Genomic DNA, 21,306 nt, shown 5'->3' with positions numbered 1-21,306 from the left:
TGTATGGCAATAATGATTCCATCTGCAATTTCACCTGATGTGAAAAGCAATGCGGAACGACATATTTTTGAGTGGTTTGAAAATGCAAAAGATACTGAAGATTGGGTGGTTTTACACTCACTTGGTATTGTAAACCACAATAAGTACATACATGGAGAAGTGGATTTCTTTGTAATGATTCCAATGCTTGGGATTTTTGCTCTCGAAGTAAAAGGGGGAAGAGTAAAAAGAACTGATGGAATCTGGTCATTCACAGATAAATACGGACATTCAGATAAGCGATCAAAAGGGCCATTTGATCAGGCATGGGATGGTATGTACAGTATCCGTCAGAGCCTTTCTGATAAATTAGATGTTGCACATAAACATCTTGAAAAGATATTTTTTGGCATTGGCGTAATGTTTCCGGATGTTGCCTATGATTCAGTTGGTATTGATGAAGAACAATGGCAGGTGTTTGATTGTAACGATGGACGGAATGTTCGTGCATTTGTAGAACGTATCGCGGAAGGCTCTGTTAAAGGCTGGAATACACAATACGGTGATGTAACATTACAAAATCGACCTACAGTAGAGGATGTCAGATACATGGCATCTATTCTTAGAGGCGATTTTGATATGGCATTATCTCTCAGAGTTCAATATAACTATGTAGAAGAGGAAATAGTTAGCCTCACAGCTAATCAGTATAAATGTATCGATCAGCTGGAAGACAATCCAAGATGTTTAATTAAAGGATCTGCAGGAACTGGAAAAACATTGTTGGCAATTGAAACAGTAAAGAAATATGTTGCAAAGGGAGAAAAAGTCGCACTGCTCTGCTACAACAATCTTTTGGCAAGTTGGTTACAGCAATATTTTGAAAAGCAAGGAGAATCCTTACGCCCAGTATATGTGGGGTCTCTTCATGGATATCTGATGAAAGTAGTTCAGCAAAAGCACATGAGGGTAAACTTCCCTGACTCAGCAGAAAAGATGAATCTGTTTTTTGCACAAGAACTTCCAACAATGGTTTCAAATGTACTCAAATCGGATGGTGGAATATTTGATCGTATTATTATTGATGAAGCACAAGATTTGATGTCAGAAGCGTATTTAGCATGCTTTGATTCTATGTTGAAGAAAGGTATTTCGCGAGGAAAATGGATTTTCTTTGGCGATTTTAATAGGCAGGCAATATATGCGAATGATATGACAGAAGCTGATTTTATGGACATGCTGGACGAATGTACATCTTATATCAGATACAAACTAACAACAAATTGTCGAAATACTCAATACATATGTGATCAGATAAAAATTGTGACAGGATTTGCAAAAGATATTCAATATGAAGGTATGATACAAGGTAATCCGGTTCAATATAGAACATATACATCCAGAGATGATGAATTGAAGGAGTTGTTGAAAATTCTTAGAGAATTATCAGATAACAAAGTTGAGAACGGGCGAATCACAATCTTATCTCCGCATAAAAGAGAAAAATCTGTGGTTAGTATGCTTGGTGGAATTAGAGTAGAGAATTATACAGTACCTGTACCTGAGGAAATAACATTTAATACTATCCAGGGATTTAAAGGATTGGAAAATACAGTAATTATATTAACGGATATTGAATCTTATGAGGATATAAAATTGTCGTATGTTGCATTTAGTAGGGCAAGATCTGGATTATATGTATTGCATTCTAAGGCAGCGCACGATGAATATAATCAGTTATGCATCCGGAGGTTTTTTTAAATGGCTGACACAAGAAGAAATCAATTAAAAACATTTGTAGAACGAGAATTTATAGGCCCGGATCCAATTGATTGGGAAGGTACAAAACAAGAAAATGGAGAAGAAATTCTTAGTGCTGATGCTCCAAGCACCAGATACATAGCAGGAATTTTGTTTCCGGGAATGGTTTCAGAGGATTCAGAATCAGAATCTTTGCAGGAAGAGATGGACATTCCAGAGCAACCAGAAACAGCAGAAATAATCGATACTGCTACAGAAGAATTACCTCAAAATTCAGGAACTAAAGCTGAATATCTGGAAGACGCGGAGGAATTAATAAACAGATCTAATGCATATCGACAGTCTGCTATGAGCATGACTGTAGGTATTATGAAAGATGATAATATTCGAATCTATGTTTCGGCAGGTACTTATACAAAAATGTCTGCTACTGATTCAAGAACCGGCAAAAAAGTATACCGATATCCCAGAACTGCTATTAACTGGAATAACAATGAAGAAGCAATTAAGTTACCAACTGTTTCCGATGGAATTAAACAGATAAAAGTTGGAAATACAAAGCTTCAGATGGATATTACATACAGGTATAAAAAAGGTGACTTTTCAATTTATACATTTACATTAGAAAATACAAATAAAGGACCGGATACTTTCAATGATGAGCAATGTTTTTTTCAGGTGAAATTCCGCCTAGAATCTGAATTGGGTTTCAGTCCGCTTCCAGACAGTCAAAGAGTAAATGTTAATGATGAAGATTATCAATCAAATCAGCTTTTATACCGAAATGTTCGCAATTATGCAATTGGTCACGGATGTGCTGCAGATTGGGAAGATTCCGAAAATGGTGTGCATTGGATTGAGTCTGCTATATTTCCTTCATATGAAGTAAAACCGATTGTTCCAAGTGTTATTGAAGGAGTAACACTTGAGATGATTAAATATGGTCCGGAGGGTAATTTCCAAGAGAATATTCAGGAACTTCAGTTGATGTGTGATCGATATGAAAACTGGATTCAGGAATTAAAATCAGAAAAGGAAAAATTAGATTCACGATATACATTGACTGCAGACAGGCATATTTCGAATTGTGAAAAATGTCTTGCCAGGATGCGTAACGGTATACATATTCTTCAAACTAATGAAAAAGTACGAATTGCATTTCAATATATGAATTTGGCAATGTTAATGCAGCAGCTTCATTATAATCTTCCATTACAAAGATGGGAAGATGATGGTCATGATGGAATTACGTTACTCAATCCAGTTAATAAACTACCTGATCCTTATGATGACTCAACCTGGTATGATAAGGAACATAAGGTATATGGAAAATGGCGTCCTTTCCAGCTTGCATTTGTTCTCATAAATCTGGAATCAATGGCAAATCGTCGCAGCCCTGAAAGAGGAATTGTGGATCTTATCTGGTTTCCTACTGGTGGTGGAAAGACAGAAGCATACCTTGGATTATCAGCATATACAATCTTTATAAGAAAGCTTCTGAATCGTGATGATGCAGGAACAGCTATTCTTATGAGATACACGCTCAGATTGCTTACCGCTCAGCAGTATGAAAGAGCATCTTCAATGATTTGTGCTTGTGAACAAATCAGAAAGTCACATACTGACCTTTTTGGGGATAATATGATTTCAATTGGTCTTTGGGTAGGAGCTGCCACTACTCCTAATAAAATGAAGGATGCAGTAAAAGCATATGAAGACCTTTATAATAAAAAAAGTGATGAAAATCCTTTTGTGATTTTGAAATGTCCATGGTGTGGTGCGCAGATGGGATTAGTAAAGCTGAAGAATGGTGATCGTCGCTTACCAGGCTACTCTAAGAGAGTTGGAAAAAACCGACAGAAAACATTTAAATTTGTTTGTAGCAATGTATCAAATAATTGCGACTTTTCATCTGAGAAAAATCCATTACCATTACACGTGATTGATGATGATATTTATGAAGTAAAGCCAACTCTTTTACTGGGTACAGTAGATAAATTCGCAATGTTGCCATTCCGACCGGAGGCACAAGGTTTGTTTGGATATTACAATGGTGAAAAGGTAACTTCTCCGGATTTGATTATCCAGGATGAATTACACTTAATTTCCGGACCGCTGGGATCTATGGTTGGTCATTATGAAACACTGATTCACGAATTGTGTACACAGAGAACAACTGACGGTGAGCTGCATCCCAAAATCATTGCATCAACAGCAACAATCAGCCGTGCAAAAGAGCAATGCCATGCATTATACGCTTGCGGAAAAGATAATGTATTTCAGTTTCCGCCAGCCGGACTTAATGCGGGAAATTCTTTCTTTGCAAAAGAAGATAGGACTCAGAATGGTAGGTTATATGTAGGTATTTTGGCAACAGGCTCTTCTTCTGATGCAACAACAGCAATTCGTTTGTATTCTTCATTGCTGTATGGAGCTAAGGAATTGCAGGTTGAAAAAGAATCAGACCGTGATCCGTATTGGACAAATATTGGATATTATAACAGTATTCGAGAATTGGGACAAGCCAGAACCTGGATCAGAGCGGATATTGATCAACATCTTGATGTTATCTACAAACGTCGATTCTATGACAAGATTTATGGAAAAGAAGAATATAGAAAGAAAAGACGATATATATGGAGAGATGAAGAATTGACTAGCCGAATTTCTGGTGATAAGGTGACCGCAAGCCTGGCAAATCTGAACATTGGATATGATGATGGTGAAAAGCCTGCGGATGGCGAATATCCTATTGATATATGTCTGGCAACCAATATGATTTCTGTTGGTCTTGATGTATCCAGATTAGGATTGATGACTGTTTCTGGACAGCCTAAAACAACCTCTGAATATATTCAGGCTACCAGTCGAGTCGGCCGGAATGCTAAGAATGCACCTGGTATTATATTTACACTGTATAGACCTGGTCGTCCCAGAGATAAATCTCATTATGAGCACTTTAAAGAGTATCATTCCAGATTATATTGTAGTGTAGAGCCAACCAGTGTTACTCCATTTGCTGCTCCAGTACGAGAAAGAGCATTACATGCCATCATGATCGGTATAATGAGATTGGAAAATGATTCTGCTTACAATGATACAAGGCCTGCTATTCCAAATCAGCAGATGCTTGATCATGTGGAAAATATACTCAGAAATCGAATTAAAAATATAGATGCTAATGAGTTAAATGCTGCTTTGGATAGAATGCAATGGGTAATTGCTCATTGGGAAGACTATAAACCAGATTGCTGGGCTCCAAAGTATAATCGTGACAAATCATATGCGAATGATGTTCCGCTCATGTACTCAGCCGGAAGCCACAAAAACGGACATTGGGGAAAAGCCGGAATTGAAACGCCTACTTCTATGAGAAGTGTTGATTCAAGTTGTGAAGCGGAACTATCATCAAGATATGAGGCTAAGGAGGTTTAATTATGGCATATTCAAAAAGACCAATGCGTAGAAGTGCATTGATAGGTCCATGGGGAGTGGGAGCAATGGTTCCATTTCCTAATGATGAGTCATTGATGGTGACTGGTCTGGATGCTTGGCGATATCAGAATGAACAGCCTTTTATAATAACGGATGAACGCTTGACAAAACGTCTGGGTGTAAAAGAATTACGATGGCCACCGGATTTCAGGGAGCGGAATGCTGATCCGGAAAACTGTAATATAAAAATTCCTACTATAAGATTTCCAAGATGGCATTATTGTCCATTTTGTGGAAGTATGGAAAAAACAACTTACTACAAGGAATCCCTTCCTGAATGTGATCAGTACCAATGGCCTAATGGTCGAGTATGTTCTTCAAAAGGAAAATTCCGAAGAAAAATGATACCGGAACGTTTTGTCGTAGTATGTCCTGAGGGGCATATTGATGATTTTCCTATTGCAGAGTGGACTCATAGTGGCGATCAGAATGCTGCATATACATATGATCCCAACACTTGTAGAATTCGTAGAAGTACCGGCGGATCCTCTGCTAATTTGTCGGGTGTTCATTATACATGTACATGTGGAGCTCATCGATCTCTTGCAGGAGCAACCGCAAAAGGTGCATTAGCTAAAATCGGATATCGTTGTCGTTGTTCGAAGCCTTGGCTTGGGCTTGAGGGAGATGAAGTATGCCCTGCAGATCCGGAGCAGATAAAGGTTGTACTTCGTGGTGCCACTAACGTCTGGTTTGCAGATACAAGAAGTTCAATCCACATTCCAACAGAGAATAATGCTGAAAATAGTATTATTGCAGGTATCCTTAGAGATCATTTTGAACGAGTTAATTCCAGCAGAGTTAATGGTGAGTTGAACCGGTTTCTAATAGATTATATTGCGGATATGAATCATGTTGACAAGGATCGTCTATATCAGGCTTTTATTGATGCTGCAAATCAACGGGAAGGTGCTATTGAAATTACGGAGGATATGACAGAAGACGAATACCGTCTTGAAGAATACAAGGTTTTAATCAAGAATAGTGGTAATGATGTGGAGGATTTTCATTCTATCAATTATCCGATTGAAAAATATAATCCTGTAATCCGTAAGTATTTCAAGAGCATTTCGTTGGTACCGAAACTTAGAGAAACACGTGCATTTGTTGGTTTCTCACGATTGGATGCACCCAGCAAAAGAATATCTGAAAGTAAGAAGGAACTTCGTCTGGGTAATGAGGAATGGCTTCCAGCCATTGAAGTTTATGGAGAGGGAATTTTTTTTGAGTTTGACGAAGAAAAACTGACGGAGTGGGCAAACAAACCTAATGTCAGAGAACGTATAAATATATTGAATCGTTCATATCATAATGCAAAAATTGGTGCTAACGATCATGGCAACTTGAGACCAGAATTTATTTTAATTCATACGTTTGCACACTTAATAATAAATCAGTTGAGCTTTGATTGTGGTTATGGAAGCTCGTCAATCAGGGAACGAATTTACTGTGAAAAATCGAGTAATGATTTAAAGATGTACGGACTTCTTCTTTATACTGCTTCCGGTGATTCTGAAGGATCATTAGGAGGACTTGTTCGCCAAGGTGAAACAGGTCGAATTGAGGATACTATCCTTAGTGCAATGGAAAATGCATCTTGGTGTACTTCTGATCCTGTTTGTATTCAATCGGCTGGACAAGGTCCAGAATCATTGAATTTAGCAGCTTGCCATAACTGTACTCTTCTGCCCGAAACCTGCTGTGAAGTGGGTAACAGACTTCTTGACAGAGGTACAGTTATTGGAACCCTGGCAGATAAGGAAATTGGTTTTTTTGCTGATATCATAAATGATGGAGAGGAATAAATCATGGCAAAAAAACAGATTGATAATCTTGAACAAATGCAAATTGATTTGAAACATGCTATCCGAGAGTACTACCTTACAGATAACAAGGAAGCCATTTTAATTATTCAGGAGCTTGCAACAAAAATGGCGATTCTGCACGGATTTGAAAGTACTACAATGGTTGATGCAGATGAGTATGCTATTCATTTAGATGAGCACTGTAGAAAAATGGCCATGACGTACTCCTATAAAGCAGTATTTATTCTGGGATTGTTGGGAAATGCGAAAGAAATAAAGCCAAAGACCATAGATGAGATGGCAAAATGGTTTATTCGCTACTATGCTTCTCGTATAAAAAAAGAATTAAAGCCAGAGAAGGATGGACTCTTCTGTCAGGGGAAGCCAAATTATGATCAGGTTGTAAAGTATCTAAAATATAACCAGATTAAATCTTTACAACGCGATGGGGTAATCGATTTTGATGGAAAAATAATCAGTTTTAGCAATCGTGTGTCAATGGAAGATAAAGCGTGGGCGAGAAAAGCAAAAAAGGCTTGTGTAGAACGATTACAGGATTATTTTGATCGTTTATAAGGATTATTTAATGGACGTACATGATCAAAAAACAAGAAGTTATAATATGTCCCGGGTTAAAGGGAAAGATACAAAACCTGAAGAAATTGTACGTAAGTATCTGTTTTCTCAGGGATTTCGATATAGGAAAAATGATAAAAGACTTCCTGGAAAGCCAGATATAGTTTTACCGAAGTATAAAACGGTCATATTTGTCAATGGCTGTTTCTGGCATAAACATGAAGGGTGTAAATATTTTGTCTGGCCAAAAAGTAATTCTGAATTCTGGAAAGAAAAAATAGAATCAAATATTGTCAGGGATAAAAAACAATATGAAGAATTAAAGAATGCAGGATGGCATGTGATCATAGTTTGGGAATGTGAACTTAAGAAAAAGCAACGGATGGATACATTGGAACGACTTGTTACTGAAATACAAACAATTGTGGAAACACAATAATGGAGAATGATTATGGGAAAAATGACTCAGGAATTAATTGAAGATTTATATATCAGAGGAAAGGCAGTGTACAAAGAGGAAATATCTCTGAAGCAAGCAACGAAAGAAATATTGAATATGTATCCTGATAATATTCATGAGTCATCTGCACAATTTTATTTGTCTTTATATGCGGACTTGATAAAAGGAAAAGGTTCTACATGGAACCAAAATAGTGATTTGCTCATATACTATGTCCGTCACATTGCAGAGGAAAATGGAAATGTGGATGGGGTTAAGGCATACGAGGGCGCGTTAAAGTTTGCAAAGGCAAAATCACGCAAATCGCTTGTTGCAAGTTTAGAGAAGTTGGCAGCGGAATTTAAATTGAGTTTAAACGGACATTTAACATTCGAAGCGTGGTTAAACAATTTTCCAGATAAAAATTATTCTGAAAGTACCATCTACAGGTATGTTCGTGCATTGGAAAAAGCCGAAGAGTGGTTAGGAGTACAGTTTTTTAAACCAGTCTTAGAAATTACTGTAATTGAAGAATTTTCAGATATAGATCAGTTTATTAAGAATCTTCCGAACTATGAGGCGGTTAATCAACAGCATGGGCACGGGGATCTGTCTGCGGCTTTAACTTTATATAGGAAATATGTGGAATATTTAAATCAGGAAGAAGAGATTTGGTGGCCATCTTTAGAGGAATATAATCCAGGTATCACAAAAGAACAATGGCTGGAATTATTAAATGATCCTGAGATTATCGGACCAGTTTGGGGAGGCTTTTTAGCTGCGTTTTACAAACATAAGGATGGAGCAAGTTGTAAGCAAATTGGTGAAGAGTATGGAAGAAATCCTTCATCCATTATCGGAAACTGCACTCAACTAGGTAAACGAATTTATAAGGAGACAAATTGTCCGATAGGTTTCAGGGATAATGGTCAGAATCGTTATTACACAATTATGTTTTTGGGCCGAGATGCACATAACGGTGAAGAAGGAGATTATCTTTGGAGGTTACGTAGCGAACTTTATGATGCATTAACGGAATTCGATATCATGAGATATGAATGGAAAGTAGGTGAGAAAGAAGTGCCTGAAATATCAATAAAAGAGAGTGTGGAGTTGATTAAAGAATATATTGCTTCTAAAGGTTTCAGTTATGATGATGAGTTGATTGAAAACTTTTACCTTAGTTTAAAAGCAAAACCATTTGTAATACTCGCAGGTACTTCCGGAACTGGAAAAACTCGTTTAGTCAGACTCTTTTCAGAGGCAATAGGAGCAAAGTATAAGCTTGTTTCTGTACGTCCGGACTGGTCGGATTCTTCAGATTTGTTTGGACATGTGAATCTGAAGGGTGAATTTGTTCCTGGAGCTATTATTAAATATATTCATGAAGCCGCTGAGCCGGAAAATTTAAACACTCCATATTTTCTTTGCTTGGATGAGATGAATCTGGCTCGTGTGGAATATTACCTCAGTGATTTTTTGTCGATAATTGAAACCAGGCACCGAGAAAATGGGCATGTTGTCACAGACGAGATTATTCTTGATAAAGATGCAAAGGATATTTACGGAAAACTCATTCTTCCTGAGAATCTTTATGTAATCGGAACAGTAAATATGGATGAGACAACCTTCCCGTTCAGCAAGAAGGTTCTTGATCGCGCCAATACTATTGAGTTTTCGTATGTAGATCTTGTACCTGATTTTTCAGAAATACCGGAGGTAGTAGAGGCGCAGACTTGCGGAAATAACCTGCTGAAAACAGAATATATTACATTGATGTCGGATGTTGATGAAGAGGATAGGCAGTTTGTTACTGATATTTGTGTTGAACTTCAGGAAATCAATAAGATTCTGCAGAGTGCACAGGCTCATGTTGGCTATCGTGTCAGAGATGAAATAGTATTTTATATGCTTAATAATAAAAAAGCGGAATTACTTGATAAAGATCTTGCATTCGATAACGAGATTATGCAGAAGATTCTTCCGAGAATTCAGGGAAGTAGTACTTCTATTAAGGAGATGCTTTGCGAATTGTTCAAAAAGTGTGCCGGCGATTATACCGGACTCAGCCAAGCTTCTGTCAGCGAACAGATGCAGGCATATATAGAGACAAAAGATTGTAAGTATAGAAAATCAGCAGAAAAGATCTGCTATATGATGAGGAGATTCGAAGAGGATGGCTTTACTTCCTACTGGCTCTGATAAGTTACTTGAAATCAGAACGATAGACCTTGATTTGGTAATTAAAAGTAAGAAGATACAGACTGCGGTGACTGCTTGCGCAGATGAGCAGTCTTCTTCTGTTGCCATCACATCTATTGGTCTGGAACGGGTTAAAGTAGGAATCCAGGATATTGATTTGGGTTTTGAAAATGGTAATAGATATTCGGCGAATACAATTAATGTGGCTCCTTTGTTTTTTGAACAGACCGATTATGAATTGGTTATAAGTAGCAGAAATGGGAAAGCCATACGTTTCTGGAATGAAAACTATCTGATTCGAGAAAGAATCGGTCCGATAATTGAAGGAAATGATACTTTAATAACGGGTATTATTAATTTTGGTAATTCTGTAGGATACACAGATTTGGAAATTACTGCTGATGGCAAAAAAATTATGGTGCTTCGTATAGAAGTATATCCGTCAAAGATTACATATAAAGAAGACTATCAGAGTATGATTGAGGATGTCTCTGAAATGGTATATGCAGCTGCAATCGACTTCATGCAGAAAACATACCAGGAATTTTCAATTGGAGATAAACAGAACAATGTTCCTGCTATCTTTTTCCAAATCATTTCAAGGATTTTTGATAAATATGTGAATGCGGCAAAGCGTATTACTTCAGTTCCACATCATAAACTGGTTACCGAGCATACTGTTGTTCCGGAATATAAAGCAAAACGTACAGATCGAAAATCGGAGAAATGGCTTTTGGCTCATCAATCAAATATTATGCTGGATAGAAGCGGTAATTTGATGGTTGATCGAGTATTAGCCGCAAGAAAGCAGATTACATATGATACCAATGAAAATCGATTTGTTAAGTTTATTCTGAAAGAAACCATAAGAAAACTTGAAGACTTCATCATCAGATATAAGAAATCAGTGAAGAATCCTGAAGAAACAGTACTTCTTGAAGCTGACCGCATGATTCAGAAGGTGCGTAATGTTTTAAATACCAGCTTTCTTCGAGAAGTATCCGAATATTCCGCAGCACAGAGCATGTCATTGGTTTTTGGTATGGCTCCGGGATACAGAGAATTATACAAGTATTATCTCATGATGCAAAGAGGACTTTCTGTTCATGGAGACTTCTTCAGAATATCCGTAAAAGATACTGCACAATTATATGAATACTGGTGTTTTATCAAATTGTTTACTCTTTTGAAAAATCAGTATCAGCTTGTATCTCCGGATATTATTAAAATTGATAATAGCGGTATCACAATAACCTTGGTGAAAGGGAAGCGATCAAAAGCATGTTTTATTAATCCTAAGACAGGCGAGCAGATTACATTGATTTACAATCCGGGTGAAACAAAGACTCAGACAGTAAATCAGAAACCGGATAACGTGCTTGAGTTGGAAAAGAAAGGTACGGAAGTATCTTATAAATATGTGTTTGATGCTAAGTACCGCATTGAAAAAGAACCAGAGAATGCTTTTTATCCTGATCCGAATAATAATCCTGGACCAAAAGTAGATGACATCAATACGATGCATCGATATAGAGACTCCATCGTTTATGAGAATAAGGTTTCAAAATTTACATTTGAGAAGACTATGTTTGGAGCCTATATTCTGTTTCCTTATGACGATGAAGAACTTTATAAACAACATCATTTTTATAAGAGTATTGAAAGTGTAAATATCGGCGGATTGCCATTCCTTCCGGGGGCGACCTCGTTGGTCCAGAAGCTTCTTGATGAGCTGATTTCAGATTCCAAGGAGTCTGCATTTGAAAGAACAACATTACCTCGTGGTATAGAAGAAAAACTTGCAGTTGTAAACTGGGAGAAGAGAGATGTGCTGATTGGAACCTTCCGTTCAAGGCAGCAGTTTAATATTTGTTTCGATAAGAATTTCTACTATATACCGGTAAAACAGGTAACTGATGATCGACTTCCAATCCACTATATAGCCTTGTATCAGACAAAAAACAAATTTGGGAATGATGCAGGTATTCGCTATTATGGGGAAGTTCTTAGAACAACCAAAGTGCGGAGGAAAAACATCAAGGAAGTTCCTCTTACACATGCGAATGGCGATGAACTATATTATCGTTTTTCTGTTCGTGAGTGGGAAACACTTAATCATACCATTCAACCAAAAGAGCATGGATTTCCATGTGATTATACGAATATGTTTTTGCTTCAGCATAGTGAATACGTCCCAGAGCTTCTGATTGAATCTGAAGAGAAGTATCGATTCTATACGGAATTAAAGAGAAGCGTTAATTATGCTGAGATTAACAAAGATGCTGTAAATATTGGATTTGAATATGATGATGTACAGTTTGTATTTAACGATGGGAATATTCTGGCAGTTAAAGATGGAGCAATTGTTGAAAAGATATTGATTGCTGATTTTGCAAGAAGACCAGCTGATACATATAGACGCTTACAGGTGGCGGTAAAGTCTTAATAGAAAACTTACATCTTAAGAAAGAATTTATGGATTATACAATTGATTACTATAATCAGAATGCCAAAAACTTCATAGAGAATACTCAGAACGTAGACATGCATCTGGCTCAGGATAAGTTTCTTCAACTATTGGATTCCCAATCATCAATCCTTGATTTCGGCTGTGGTTCCGGTCGTGACACAAAGTATTTCCTGGAAAAGGGTTACCATGTAACCGCAACTGATGGCTCCGCAGAACTTTGTAAATTAGCAAGTGCTTTTACCGGCATTGAGGTAAAAGAAATGTTGTTCCAGGAACTTGATGATATTAATAAATACGATGGTATCTGGGCCTGTTCTTCTATCCTTCATTTGCCCAAAAAGGAATTATTTCCGGTTCTTCGAAAGATGTGTATAGCTTTGAAGAGCGCAGGTGTGATTTACTCATCCTTCAAATATGGTGATTTTGAAGGTGAGAGGAATGGTCGATATTTTACAGATTTTACAGAGGATACTTTTCGGGATTTTATTAAGGATATTCCGGAACTTACGATAGAAGATCACTGGATTACCAGTGATGTCAGACCGGGAAGGGGGAATGAGAAATGGCTCAATTTAATAATCCGCAAATCAGATATTCTCTAAATATCAACGGAGAATATCATAACACCCTAGATATTGAAAGTTTTTCTCAAATGATGAAGGATCCTTCCTACTGCTATAAATTTTACTGGCTGGAAGCAATTGTAGACCTTATTTCAGAAGGTATTCAGGATACAACCTTTGATGCAATCATTGATGAGATGATTTGCAATGCCTGGTATTCGGTAAGGGAATTTCATATCCATCTCAGTGGAATACAGTCAGATGGGCTTGTAAGGGACGGATTGGAAAGAGCGATACTCACACTGACAGAACTTAGTGATTTGCCGGCGAATGCATCGAAAGTGGAAATTAAAAATGCGATTCGAGAGCATAATGAAGAATTGAAGAAAGCCAAGGAGCAGCTGACTAACATGGTTCCGGGACGCGCCCTGGCAGGATTTTTCTCGAAGAGTGCGGAGGAAGTTCCCTGGGGAAGTATCCGTAGGCTGACGGAGTACATCAAGCGAATTGATAGCACGGTAACTCGTTTGCCCTATACATTTGGTAATAGCAGCAGGCTTAAAAAGGAAGTTCATTTTAATTCGGAATGGATGAAGATGATCCAGGACAATACAGTTAATATTCTGGGTTGGATTCAATATGAGAAAGTAAAATGGCTGCAGAATAATAATCCGGAGGTTCCGGGGCTTATTTATAAACTGGCACCAATGGATGAAAAGATGCGTAAGCTGAATAATGTACGAAAGCTTTGGGAAGGTATTTTGGATGTACATGAAGTACGTGACGTCTTTACCGGTAATCCGATTAATGTAAAGCAGTATGACGTGGATCATTTTATTCCATGGTCCTTTGTTATGAATGATGAACTTTGGAATCTGATGCCGATGGATTCCTCACTGAATTCTTCGAAAAGTAATAAGCTTCCTAAATGGGATCCGTTTTTTTTAGTTTTTGCAGAGAATCAGTACAGTATGTATACTCTGATTCATGAAAGGGAAGCATTACACAAACGTTTCGAGGCATGTTATAAGGACAATCTTCATTCTATCTGGGCTGGACAGGAGTTATACCGGCCGGGAAATACGAAAGAAGAATTTTATAATATTTTGCAGAAAAATATGCAGCCGGTGTATGATTCAGCCAGACGACAGGGATATGAGATTTGGAATGTTTAAAAAATCAAAGAGGTGATACATCATGGCGACCATGGACCAGAAGCTCCGCACCTTATATCTGATGGATATCATGTTGGAGCGCACAGACGAAGAGCATCTTCTGAATGCCTCTCAGCTGTGCAGTATATTAGAAAATGAATATGGTATTTCTGCAGATCGTCGGACGATTTATTCCGAGATGGATATTCTGAAAAAGTATGGTCTGGATATAATTCAGAAGAAGGGGAAGAATCCTGGCTATTATATCGGCTCCAGAGATTTTGAACTGCCGGAGTTAAAACTTCTGGTAGATGCTGTACAGTCATCGAAGTTTATTACGGAGAAGAAATCCAAAGAATTAATAACGAAATTGGAGAAGCTATGTTGTAGATCGGATGCTGCTATACTTTCCAAATATGTGTTCATCGTAAATCGTCCGAAGACAGAGAACGAGACGGTTTATTACAACGTGGATTACATTCATACCGCGATCTACGAGAACAAAGAAATCAAATTCCATTATGCAGAGTGGACGGTTGAGAAGAAATTTAAACTGAAAAAGGACGGAGCCTTCTATGTTGTCAGCCCATGGGCACTGACCTGGGATGATGAGAACTATTATCTGGTGGCCTATGATGCAGCGGCCGGAATTATCAAACATTACCGTGTTGATAAAATGCAGAATACCGAGATTCTGGAAACAAATCGTAAGGGAGAAGATTCCTTCAAGAATTTCGATCTTGCTACATTTGCAAAGAAAACCTTTGGTATGTATGGCGGCGTAGATGCGGAAGTTACCCTGGAATGTAAGAATGAACTTGCTGGTGTTGTGATTGACCGATTTGGTCATGATGTATGGCTGATTCCTCAGGGAAAAGATCATTTTAAAACCAGAGTTTTAGTATCGGTAAGTCCCCAGTTTTTCGGTTGGATAACCGGTATTGGGACTGGTATGAAGATCACCGGTCCGGAAAATGTAAAGCAGCAATATAAGGAATATTTACTGGATGTGCTGAGGAGCTATTAGATTGTATCGCTATCCGGATATTTAATAATCTAAATACAACTTTTATCCAAAAATGAATAAAAGATGGATTTGCTTAAATGAGAAATAAGTCAAATCCATCTTATTATTATAAATGGAATCTGCTCTCACCCATTTCATTCATCCAGAAGAATGCGGCAGAGAATTCTTTGGCTTTTGAGAGCACCGGCACAGTGAGAATTTCTTTCTGGACTCCAAGTACCTGTGCTATTTTTTTCAATAGCTCCTCTCGTGGCATGCGAGCATTTGTCTCATACTGAGCAATTCGGACATCAGCAGTATTTTCAGGAAATCCGACAGCTATGCCAAGTTGTTTTTGGGTCATATTGTTTTTTTGCCGTAAATATCGTAATTTTTCTCCAAATGTAATCATAGTCATGTCCTCATATTATGGGGTGTACATTCCTGCAGGGCTGCAGCGGTTTTAAATGCGCTGAGCCTGTCCGGGCTGTTTCCGGTATATTCTTTTGCTTTGTTCAACAGGGTTTCTTCACAACGTTTCACCTGCTGTTCAAAGATCAAATGAAATTCTGTTTGTGTCATAATGTCTTGTCCTCCTTCTTTTTGTGTTGTGTATTGATTTTTGATTTTTCTGTTTGTGCCGGTTGTTCATGAGAATTGTGAACGAATGGTTCTTCCATTCCGAGTATGGCATCTACATTTGCACCGGCGATTTCCAGTTCTTTGTGATAATCCCGAAATTGTTTTACAACTGATTTCTGGGCATCAATAGATTCCTGTAATTCTGATTTCTGAGATTTCAGTGTCTTCATCGACAACATCTTTCCGTCCGGATAGAATGCTTTTAACCAGTCGCGGGCTTCCTCATAAGATCTGATATCTGAAAAATGCTCCTGCCGGAATTTCTTTTTATTTCGCGATTTCAAAAATTCTGCATACACTGATTTAGAAGCAAAATACTGACCGGTGTAGTGAATCTGTGAGTTCAGAGTTTTCATTTTGGAAGTGAGATCAGAAAGCTGCTTCTGAGCCCCTTCCATTTTCGACAGAATGTCTGAGGTCTGATGTTCCAGATCCTCTCTGGTGTCATAACCATGATCCTGGATATAAATCAGGGTATTTGCCATTTGCTGGAGATTGCTGATCTTCACTTTCCGGGCATAAGCCTGATTCTGCATCGCCTTTACATTTGTCTGAAGATCCGTCACTAGACGAAGCTCTGATTTTATGTAAAAGATGACAAATGGATCTGTATGATAATCGACGTTTGAAACACTTTTCGATTTGTGTGTGCTTTCGTGAGAAAGATCTTTCCTGTTCTCATGATTCTGGAATACCTGTTCCAGAAAGTCTTTTCCATAATTGGCACCCAGAGATTCTGCAGAGATCCGTCTGTCTCTGTCCGGATGAAGATAACGATAACTTCCTCTTTTCTCGATGACAGAAATATTGAACCTGTCCAAAAGCAGCGACTGGAATTCATCAAAACTTCCGGATAGCTGGGAACATTCATCAATCGCATCCCGCAGATACTGCTTCTGTGTCTGAAATACGGTGGAAGCCGGTTTCAGTCCGGCAGCACGGATTTTCGTATTCACTTTATCCAGTTCATCTTGCCCATGGGTTTTCACCCAGTATTCTCCTCTGGTCATTTTTGACGGTGCCGGGGAAAGAAGATCTACCTGATGCAGACCTTCACGGTTACACATATCCATGACTTCGTGTTTCAGATGATCCAGTAATTTGTTTGTGGACCGGTGCTTATAACCGGCTTCCTGCTCATGGGGCTTGTCCATGTAGTCCTGTCGATCAACTGCATATTTGCGGACACTGTTAATGACAATATGGGTATGAATGTTACCGGAGCCATTGTGTCCGTCTGTATGAGTGACTACCAGTGCCTGATAGCCGGGAAAGTTTTTCCGGGCAAATTCCAGACAAAGAGCCTGAGCCTTTTCTCCGGTAAGTCCACATTCTGTTGCGTCTGCTGGGTCAAAACTGATGATGTAATGATGACTTTTGATATCTCCTCTTTTCTGATTTTTATGAAAAAACTGATTAGTCCTCTCGCACTCTTTATCAAATGACATTGGATCGCAATTTAGTCCATCCATATAAAATTCTTCCCGCAGGATCTTTCTGCCGGAATCATCCAGAACCGGTTTTCCTGTTTTTTCATTGTGTTGAAAAAGCAAATATTCCAGGGCATCAGAATAGTTCGCGTTTCTGCTTTTAATGTGTTTGATTATGGCCATGTAATTCACCTGCCATTCGTAATACTTCTTTTCTCAAAGAGAACAGCTCGGAAATACATTGCCGGATCTCATCCTTTATTTCCTCAGACCATTCCCCGCCGGTGTTAAAATACCTTGCAATCTGATTGAGATTCGATCCGATTTTACCGTATTCACTGACCAGCTTCCGAAGTTCATCCATGTCAGCTATCACCTCGATGGTGTTTGTAATTTCCTTTTCAAGAAGTAATTTTCTTAGATACTCTGATCTGGAAATCCCAAGAATAGATGCCCCCTGATCTAAAAGAGCCATCTCTGCATCAGTAAGTCGTACAGCTACAAAATGTGGATGTGTAACTTCTTTTCTTTTATTTCTTCTCTCCATATTCCTCCCTTCCAACGGAATCATTCATCACATTGTGATGCCAACATAGGTATAAATGGCTGTCCCTTCCATTTGTACCATTGTTGCTGCGACCACTTTTTCAGTGGAAGCCAAAAGACATCTGTGATGTCAAAAACGAGGGCATGGGGAAACGGAATCCCCATCAAGATGAAAACCCGTAAGTGCAACAGTTGCCAAAATGGCACTACTGTTAAACACGGGTGGATCTTGCTCTTAGAAAAAGAACCTCTCACTTATATGGGAAAAGAGAGCTCCTTATACAACATGGAAATGAAAAAACCTCGCTATGGTAGAAATATGATTTTGTTGATATAATCAGAATATGATTCTGGAGGGGTATACAGATGGGATTATTTCGGAAAAAAGGAAGATCTGACATAGACGCATGGGCAAAAGTCATGATACAGGGATATAAAAAGGGAATGCCGATAGACAAAGCACTTTTGGAGCAGGCAACCGATCAGAGTATCAGAAATGATTGCCGGATTATTAGAGAAAGTGCTCAGATTGTCATGCGTTCTTCTGATTATGAGGTTCGTGAAAAACGGAAAAAATTAATTGAAGAAAGATATCAGCACTTGAAGACACTGCTTCCTTTTGCAGATGCGGATCAGTTGAAATTATATGATGAAGCAATGGATCAGATCGTTTGTCTGAACCAACAGATTGAAAGCAGAAATGAAACACAGAAAGAAAATATAAGACAAAAAAGAAAGCAAAAGCAGGATGCATTCTGGGAAGTAACCGGTGTTTCCTATATGATGGATGAATTCAGCGATGCAAAGAAAAAGAAGAAATGATATGACATGGAGGAATGCTAGATGGTAAAACCGATAATGAAAGATGTGTTCTTTTTAGGACAAAAGTCAGAACCTGCTACAAAGGTAGATCTGCAAGTGGGAAAGGATCTACAGGATACCCTACAGGCAAATCGTGCCGGTTGTGTGGGTATGGCTGCAAATATGATCGGTGTAAAAAAGAGAGTCATAATTGTGAATATGGGATTCGTAGATATCGTAATGTTTAATCCGGTACTGTTGAGTAAGGATACTCCGTATGAAACGGAAGAAGGATGTCTCTCCCTTACCGGCGTGAGAAAAACCACAAGATATGAAAATATCGAAGTGGAATATTATGATATGAATTGGAAAAAGCAGCGGCAGAAACTAAGTGGATGGCCGGCACAGATCTGCCAGCATGAGCTGGATCATCTGGAAGGGATTTTGATTTAAGAAATTATTGAAATAAGAGGAGCGGCTGCTTATGGCATCGGATCGAACGGACGAATTATACAAGGTTTTGCTGGACAGAGGATATCCAAAAGAGTTCTGTGCGGAAATAGCCTATAAAAATATGAATACAGATTATACCGCAACCCGGATGCTAGGATATTTGTACCGGGTGACGAATCCCCGGATTGAAGATCTGGTGGATGAGATGCTGGCGATCTTAAGTGACCGGGATGCGATTATCCAGAAAAAAGAGATGGAACATGCCCAGGCGGTGATCAATGAGATCTACAGAAATGGGTTGTAGGAAATCAGTGAAACTTTCAGGGCGCAGGGGAAGTAAATTTCTCCTGGGCTTTTTTTCTGCCAAAAGCCGTGCAACTAAATGAGATTTGAGACTCTTTTATTTATTAGTCACTATAGTTGTGATATAATAAATTATCTGAATCGGATAAGATGAACTTATGAAAAGGAACTAATATGATAAGAAATAATATCGAAGTTGATGTAAAAACAAAATGTATAGAAAATGGAATTACTCAAGCTCAACTGGCAGAAGATATTGGAACAACAGCTCCTTATGTCAATCGTATCATCAAAAAGCAAGAAGGCGTTTTAAATAAGACCTTTGTTCAGATGATAGAATCTTTAGGGTATGATATCGAATTTCGTTATGTCGAACGTAAAGAAGCTAAATAACCTATTATAGTACGCGAAAATTACATATCCTATGTAAAATACAAATGGAGGTTTACTATGGGAGAAATAATAAAGATTGATTCTGCGAATCAAGGAGATACAGAAATGATTCGAGATGAAAGGGGAATCATGGAAAGTGCACAAAACATTCTATCCGATACCCTTTCCGATACAACAAATAGAAAAACACTGAGTATGCCTATTGCTCAATTAGCAACTCTGGGTGCTGGTGTGTCATCATTGCTACCAGCTTTACGAACAATCACTCAGACAACAACAATTGAAACACAGGGATTATATAGGCTTGCAAATGAAGCTGTCGGAGATACATTAAAGGTAGCCAAAAACGGAAATTTTTGGGGTGCTTTCAAAACTGCAGAAGGTACGTCAAAGTTTGCTCAGCTGCAAGCAGCTGGACCTCTCACAGCTACCACAGAAGCTGTCGCTGCAGTAAATCCTGCAATAATGCTGATGGCTGTTGCACTTTTTTCTGTAGAACAGCAATTGGGAGAAATAAAGGAGATGCAAGAACAGATAATCGCATTTCTTGAGATTGAAAAGGAAGCTGAAATTGAAGCAGACGTTAAAGTGTTATCAGATATTCTTGAAAAATACAAAACGAATTGGGACAATGAATATTTTATATCTAATAATCATAAGCTGGTCCTTGATATTCAACGTACAGCACAAAAAAATATTGATGGATATCAGAAAAAAGTCAATGGCATATTAAAAGGGAAAAAATTGGTACTTGCACATGTACAGATAAACATGACATTAAAAGAGCTGTTAAAGAAATTTAAATACTATCGTCTATCTCTCTATACATTTTCAATGGCGTCATTGATGGAAATAATGCTAAGCGGGAACTTTAGAGAAGAATATATCTTAGGAATAAAAACCAAAATTGAAAAGATGTCCATGGAATATCGTGAGTTATTTCAACAGTGTTCAGTATTCCTTGAAAAAATGAGTAAGGGTACTATTGATACAAATATTCTCAAAGGCATTGGAACTGCAAGTAAGGCAGTTGGAAAATTAATTGGCAGTATACCGGTTGTTAAAGAGGGACCTGTGGATGAATTTCTAGAAGAAAGCGGGGCTTCTATTAGAGAGAGTGCAGAATCTATTGAATCTGGAATTTTGCAGGAATTTGCTCTTATAAGCAATCCCCAGACTGGTATTTATACAGCCAAAATGGAGGATATGATTCAGATATATAATCATACAGAACAGATTTGTTTTGATGAAAACAAAATTTATTTAATTGCAGGTTAAGGATAAGAGT

At 38.1% G+C, this 21,306-nt stretch carries 19 protein-coding genes; 15 read left to right on the top strand and 4 right to left on the bottom strand.

Going from position 1 to position 21,306, the window contains the following annotated elements; genetic code table 11:
• Positions 1-3 precede the first annotated feature (3 nt).
• From FYJ25_RS07325 to FYJ25_RS07280, 10 genes are read left to right on the top strand one after another with little or no spacing between them, the layout of a single operon-like run.
• A complete protein-coding gene (locus tag FYJ25_RS07325) occupies positions 4-1,740 on the top strand; it encodes a DNA/RNA helicase domain-containing protein (RefSeq protein WP_167513788.1) in 1,737 nt (578 codons plus the stop codon).
• Positions 1,741-5,175: a helicase-related protein gene (locus tag FYJ25_RS07320; RefSeq protein WP_154580923.1), complete on the top strand. Its 3,435-nt coding sequence runs from the start codon at positions 1,741-1,743 to the stop codon at positions 5,173-5,175. It begins immediately after the preceding gene.
• A 2-nt stretch (positions 5,176-5,177) separates the two neighbouring features.
• Positions 5,178-7,040 carry an MrfA Zn-binding domain-containing protein gene (gene drmB, locus FYJ25_RS07315; protein WP_154580922.1) on the top strand — a complete coding sequence of 621 codons (1,863 nt, stop codon included), beginning with the start codon at positions 5,178-5,180 and terminating at the stop codon, positions 7,038-7,040.
• A gap of 3 nt (positions 7,041-7,043) precedes the next feature.
• Positions 7,044-7,616: a hypothetical protein gene (locus FYJ25_RS07310; RefSeq protein ID WP_154580921.1), complete on the top strand. Its 573-nt coding sequence runs from the start codon at positions 7,044-7,046 to the stop codon at positions 7,614-7,616.
• 10 nt (positions 7,617-7,626) lie between these two features.
• Positions 7,627-8,055, top strand: coding sequence for a very short patch repair endonuclease (locus tag FYJ25_RS07305; protein WP_154580920.1), 429 nt, complete (start codon positions 7,627-7,629; stop codon positions 8,053-8,055).
• 12 nt (positions 8,056-8,067) lie between these two features.
• The gene (locus FYJ25_RS07300) at positions 8,068-10,257 is read left to right on the top strand and encodes a DUF8727 domain-containing protein (RefSeq protein ID WP_243145706.1); all 2,190 of its coding nucleotides are present in this window, start codon (positions 8,068-8,070) and stop codon (positions 10,255-10,257) included.
• Positions 10,232-12,703 (top strand): restriction endonuclease-like protein, encoded by a 2,472-nt coding sequence (locus FYJ25_RS07295; protein WP_154580919.1) that lies wholly within the window; start codon positions 10,232-10,234, stop codon positions 12,701-12,703. Before FYJ25_RS07300 ends, FYJ25_RS07295 begins: the two co-directional genes overlap by 26 nt.
• A 29-nt stretch (positions 12,704-12,732) precedes the next feature.
• Positions 12,733-13,329: a class I SAM-dependent methyltransferase gene (locus FYJ25_RS07290; RefSeq protein ID WP_154580918.1), complete on the top strand. Its 597-nt coding sequence runs from the start codon at positions 12,733-12,735 to the stop codon at positions 13,327-13,329.
• Entirely contained in the window at positions 13,290-14,465 is a 1,176-nt protein-coding gene (locus FYJ25_RS14450) for an HNH endonuclease domain-containing protein (protein WP_205677388.1), read from the top strand. The genes FYJ25_RS07290 and FYJ25_RS14450 overlap by 40 nt, the downstream gene beginning before the upstream one ends.
• A 22-nt stretch (positions 14,466-14,487) precedes the next feature.
• Complete coding sequence (locus FYJ25_RS07280) at positions 14,488-15,471, top strand: helix-turn-helix transcriptional regulator (protein ID WP_154580917.1); 984 nt, start codon at positions 14,488-14,490, stop codon at positions 15,469-15,471.
• A gap of 106 nt (positions 15,472-15,577) precedes the next feature.
• On the opposite strand, the gene FYJ25_RS07275 is transcribed toward FYJ25_RS07280, so the two are convergent.
• The 4 genes from FYJ25_RS07275 to FYJ25_RS07260 are packed head-to-tail and all read right to left on the bottom strand — an operon-like array spanning position 15,578 to position 18,069.
• On the bottom strand, positions 15,578-15,862 hold the full coding sequence (locus FYJ25_RS07275; protein ID WP_154580916.1) for a helix-turn-helix domain-containing protein: 285 nt from the start codon (positions 15,860-15,862) through the stop codon (positions 15,578-15,580).
• Positions 15,863-15,864: 2 nt separating this feature from the next.
• Positions 15,865-16,032 (bottom strand): hypothetical protein, encoded by a 168-nt coding sequence (locus FYJ25_RS07270; RefSeq protein WP_154580915.1) that lies wholly within the window; start codon positions 16,030-16,032, stop codon positions 15,865-15,867.
• Complete coding sequence (locus FYJ25_RS07265) at positions 16,029-17,705, bottom strand: relaxase/mobilization nuclease domain-containing protein (protein ID WP_154580914.1); 1,677 nt, start codon at positions 17,703-17,705, stop codon at positions 16,029-16,031. The genes FYJ25_RS07270 and FYJ25_RS07265 overlap by 4 nt, the downstream gene beginning before the upstream one ends.
• Positions 17,683-18,069, bottom strand: a complete 387-nt coding sequence (locus FYJ25_RS07260) for a plasmid mobilization protein (protein ID WP_154580913.1) — start codon at positions 18,067-18,069, stop codon at positions 17,683-17,685. Before FYJ25_RS07260 ends, FYJ25_RS07265 begins: the two co-directional genes overlap by 23 nt.
• Before the next feature lie 365 nt (positions 18,070-18,434).
• Here FYJ25_RS07260 and FYJ25_RS07255 point away from each other — a divergent pair, with 365 nt between their 5' ends.
• From FYJ25_RS07255 to FYJ25_RS07235, 5 genes are all read left to right on the top strand, one after another.
• On the top strand, positions 18,435-18,890 hold the full coding sequence (locus tag FYJ25_RS07255; protein ID WP_154580912.1) for a hypothetical protein: 456 nt from the start codon (positions 18,435-18,437) through the stop codon (positions 18,888-18,890).
• Between the two features lie 21 nt (positions 18,891-18,911).
• Positions 18,912-19,322, top strand: coding sequence for a peptide deformylase (locus FYJ25_RS07250; RefSeq protein WP_154580911.1), 411 nt, complete (start codon positions 18,912-18,914; stop codon positions 19,320-19,322).
• A gap of 31 nt (positions 19,323-19,353) precedes the next feature.
• Positions 19,354-19,626 carry a hypothetical protein gene (locus FYJ25_RS07245; protein WP_154580910.1) on the top strand — a complete coding sequence of 91 codons (273 nt, stop codon included), beginning with the start codon at positions 19,354-19,356 and terminating at the stop codon, positions 19,624-19,626.
• Positions 19,627-19,799: 173 nt separating this feature from the next.
• Complete coding sequence (locus FYJ25_RS07240; protein WP_154580909.1) at positions 19,800-20,018, top strand: helix-turn-helix domain-containing protein; 219 nt, start codon at positions 19,800-19,802, stop codon at positions 20,016-20,018.
• Between the two features lie 57 nt (positions 20,019-20,075).
• Positions 20,076-21,296, top strand: coding sequence for a hypothetical protein (locus tag FYJ25_RS07235; RefSeq protein WP_154580908.1), 1,221 nt, complete (start codon positions 20,076-20,078; stop codon positions 21,294-21,296).
• Positions 21,297-21,306: the final 10 nt, after the last annotated feature.

The organism is Anaerobutyricum soehngenii, from assembly GCF_009697165.1.
Lineage (GTDB): Bacteria > Bacillota > Clostridia > Lachnospirales > Lachnospiraceae > Anaerobutyricum > Anaerobutyricum soehngenii.
The sequence above is the reverse complement of the archived record's forward strand: the minus strand, read 5'-3'. Positions and strand labels throughout refer to the sequence as shown.

What these genes read in the sequence shown, in the direction of transcription:
- FYJ25_RS07295 (WP_154580919.1), top strand. Translation starts at nt 10,232, where the DNA reads ATGGCTTTACTTCCTACTGGCTCTGATAAGTTACTTGAAATCAGAACG.
- drmB (WP_154580922.1), top strand. Translation starts at nt 5,178, where the DNA reads ATGGCATATTCAAAAAGACCAATGCGTAGAAGTGCATTGATAGGTCCA.
- FYJ25_RS07280 (WP_154580917.1), top strand. Translation starts at nt 14,488, where the DNA reads ATGGCGACCATGGACCAGAAGCTCCGCACCTTATATCTGATGGATATC.
- FYJ25_RS07310 (WP_154580921.1), top strand. Translation starts at nt 7,044, where the DNA reads ATGGCAAAAAAACAGATTGATAATCTTGAACAAATGCAAATTGATTTG.
- FYJ25_RS07305 (WP_154580920.1), top strand. Translation starts at nt 7,627, where the DNA reads ATGGACGTACATGATCAAAAAACAAGAAGTTATAATATGTCCCGGGTT.
- FYJ25_RS07240 (WP_154580909.1), top strand. Translation starts at nt 19,800, where the DNA reads ATGATAAGAAATAATATCGAAGTTGATGTAAAAACAAAATGTATAGAA.
- FYJ25_RS07300 (WP_243145706.1), top strand. Translation starts at nt 8,068, where the DNA reads ATGGGAAAAATGACTCAGGAATTAATTGAAGATTTATATATCAGAGGA.
- FYJ25_RS07250 (WP_154580911.1), top strand. Translation starts at nt 18,912, where the DNA reads ATGGTAAAACCGATAATGAAAGATGTGTTCTTTTTAGGACAAAAGTCA.
- FYJ25_RS14450 (WP_205677388.1), top strand. Translation starts at nt 13,290, where the DNA reads ATGGCTCAATTTAATAATCCGCAAATCAGATATTCTCTAAATATCAAC.
- FYJ25_RS07265 (WP_154580914.1), bottom strand. Translation starts at nt 17,705, where the DNA reads ATGGCCATAATCAAACACATTAAAAGCAGAAACGCGAACTATTCTGAT.
- FYJ25_RS07235 (WP_154580908.1), top strand. Translation starts at nt 20,076, where the DNA reads ATGGGAGAAATAATAAAGATTGATTCTGCGAATCAAGGAGATACAGAA.
- FYJ25_RS07245 (WP_154580910.1), top strand. Translation starts at nt 19,354, where the DNA reads ATGGCATCGGATCGAACGGACGAATTATACAAGGTTTTGCTGGACAGA.
- FYJ25_RS07270 (WP_154580915.1), bottom strand. Translation starts at nt 16,032, where the DNA reads ATGACACAAACAGAATTTCATTTGATCTTTGAACAGCAGGTGAAACGT.
- FYJ25_RS07325 (WP_167513788.1), top strand. Translation starts at nt 4, where the DNA reads ATGGCAATAATGATTCCATCTGCAATTTCACCTGATGTGAAAAGCAAT.
- FYJ25_RS07260 (WP_154580913.1), bottom strand. Translation starts at nt 18,069, where the DNA reads ATGGAGAGAAGAAATAAAAGAAAAGAAGTTACACATCCACATTTTGTA.
- FYJ25_RS07275 (WP_154580916.1), bottom strand. Translation starts at nt 15,862, where the DNA reads ATGATTACATTTGGAGAAAAATTACGATATTTACGGCAAAAAAACAAT.
- FYJ25_RS07320 (WP_154580923.1), top strand. Translation starts at nt 1,741, where the DNA reads ATGGCTGACACAAGAAGAAATCAATTAAAAACATTTGTAGAACGAGAA.
- FYJ25_RS07290 (WP_154580918.1), top strand. Translation starts at nt 12,733, where the DNA reads ATGGATTATACAATTGATTACTATAATCAGAATGCCAAAAACTTCATA.
- FYJ25_RS07255 (WP_154580912.1), top strand. Translation starts at nt 18,435, where the DNA reads ATGGGATTATTTCGGAAAAAAGGAAGATCTGACATAGACGCATGGGCA.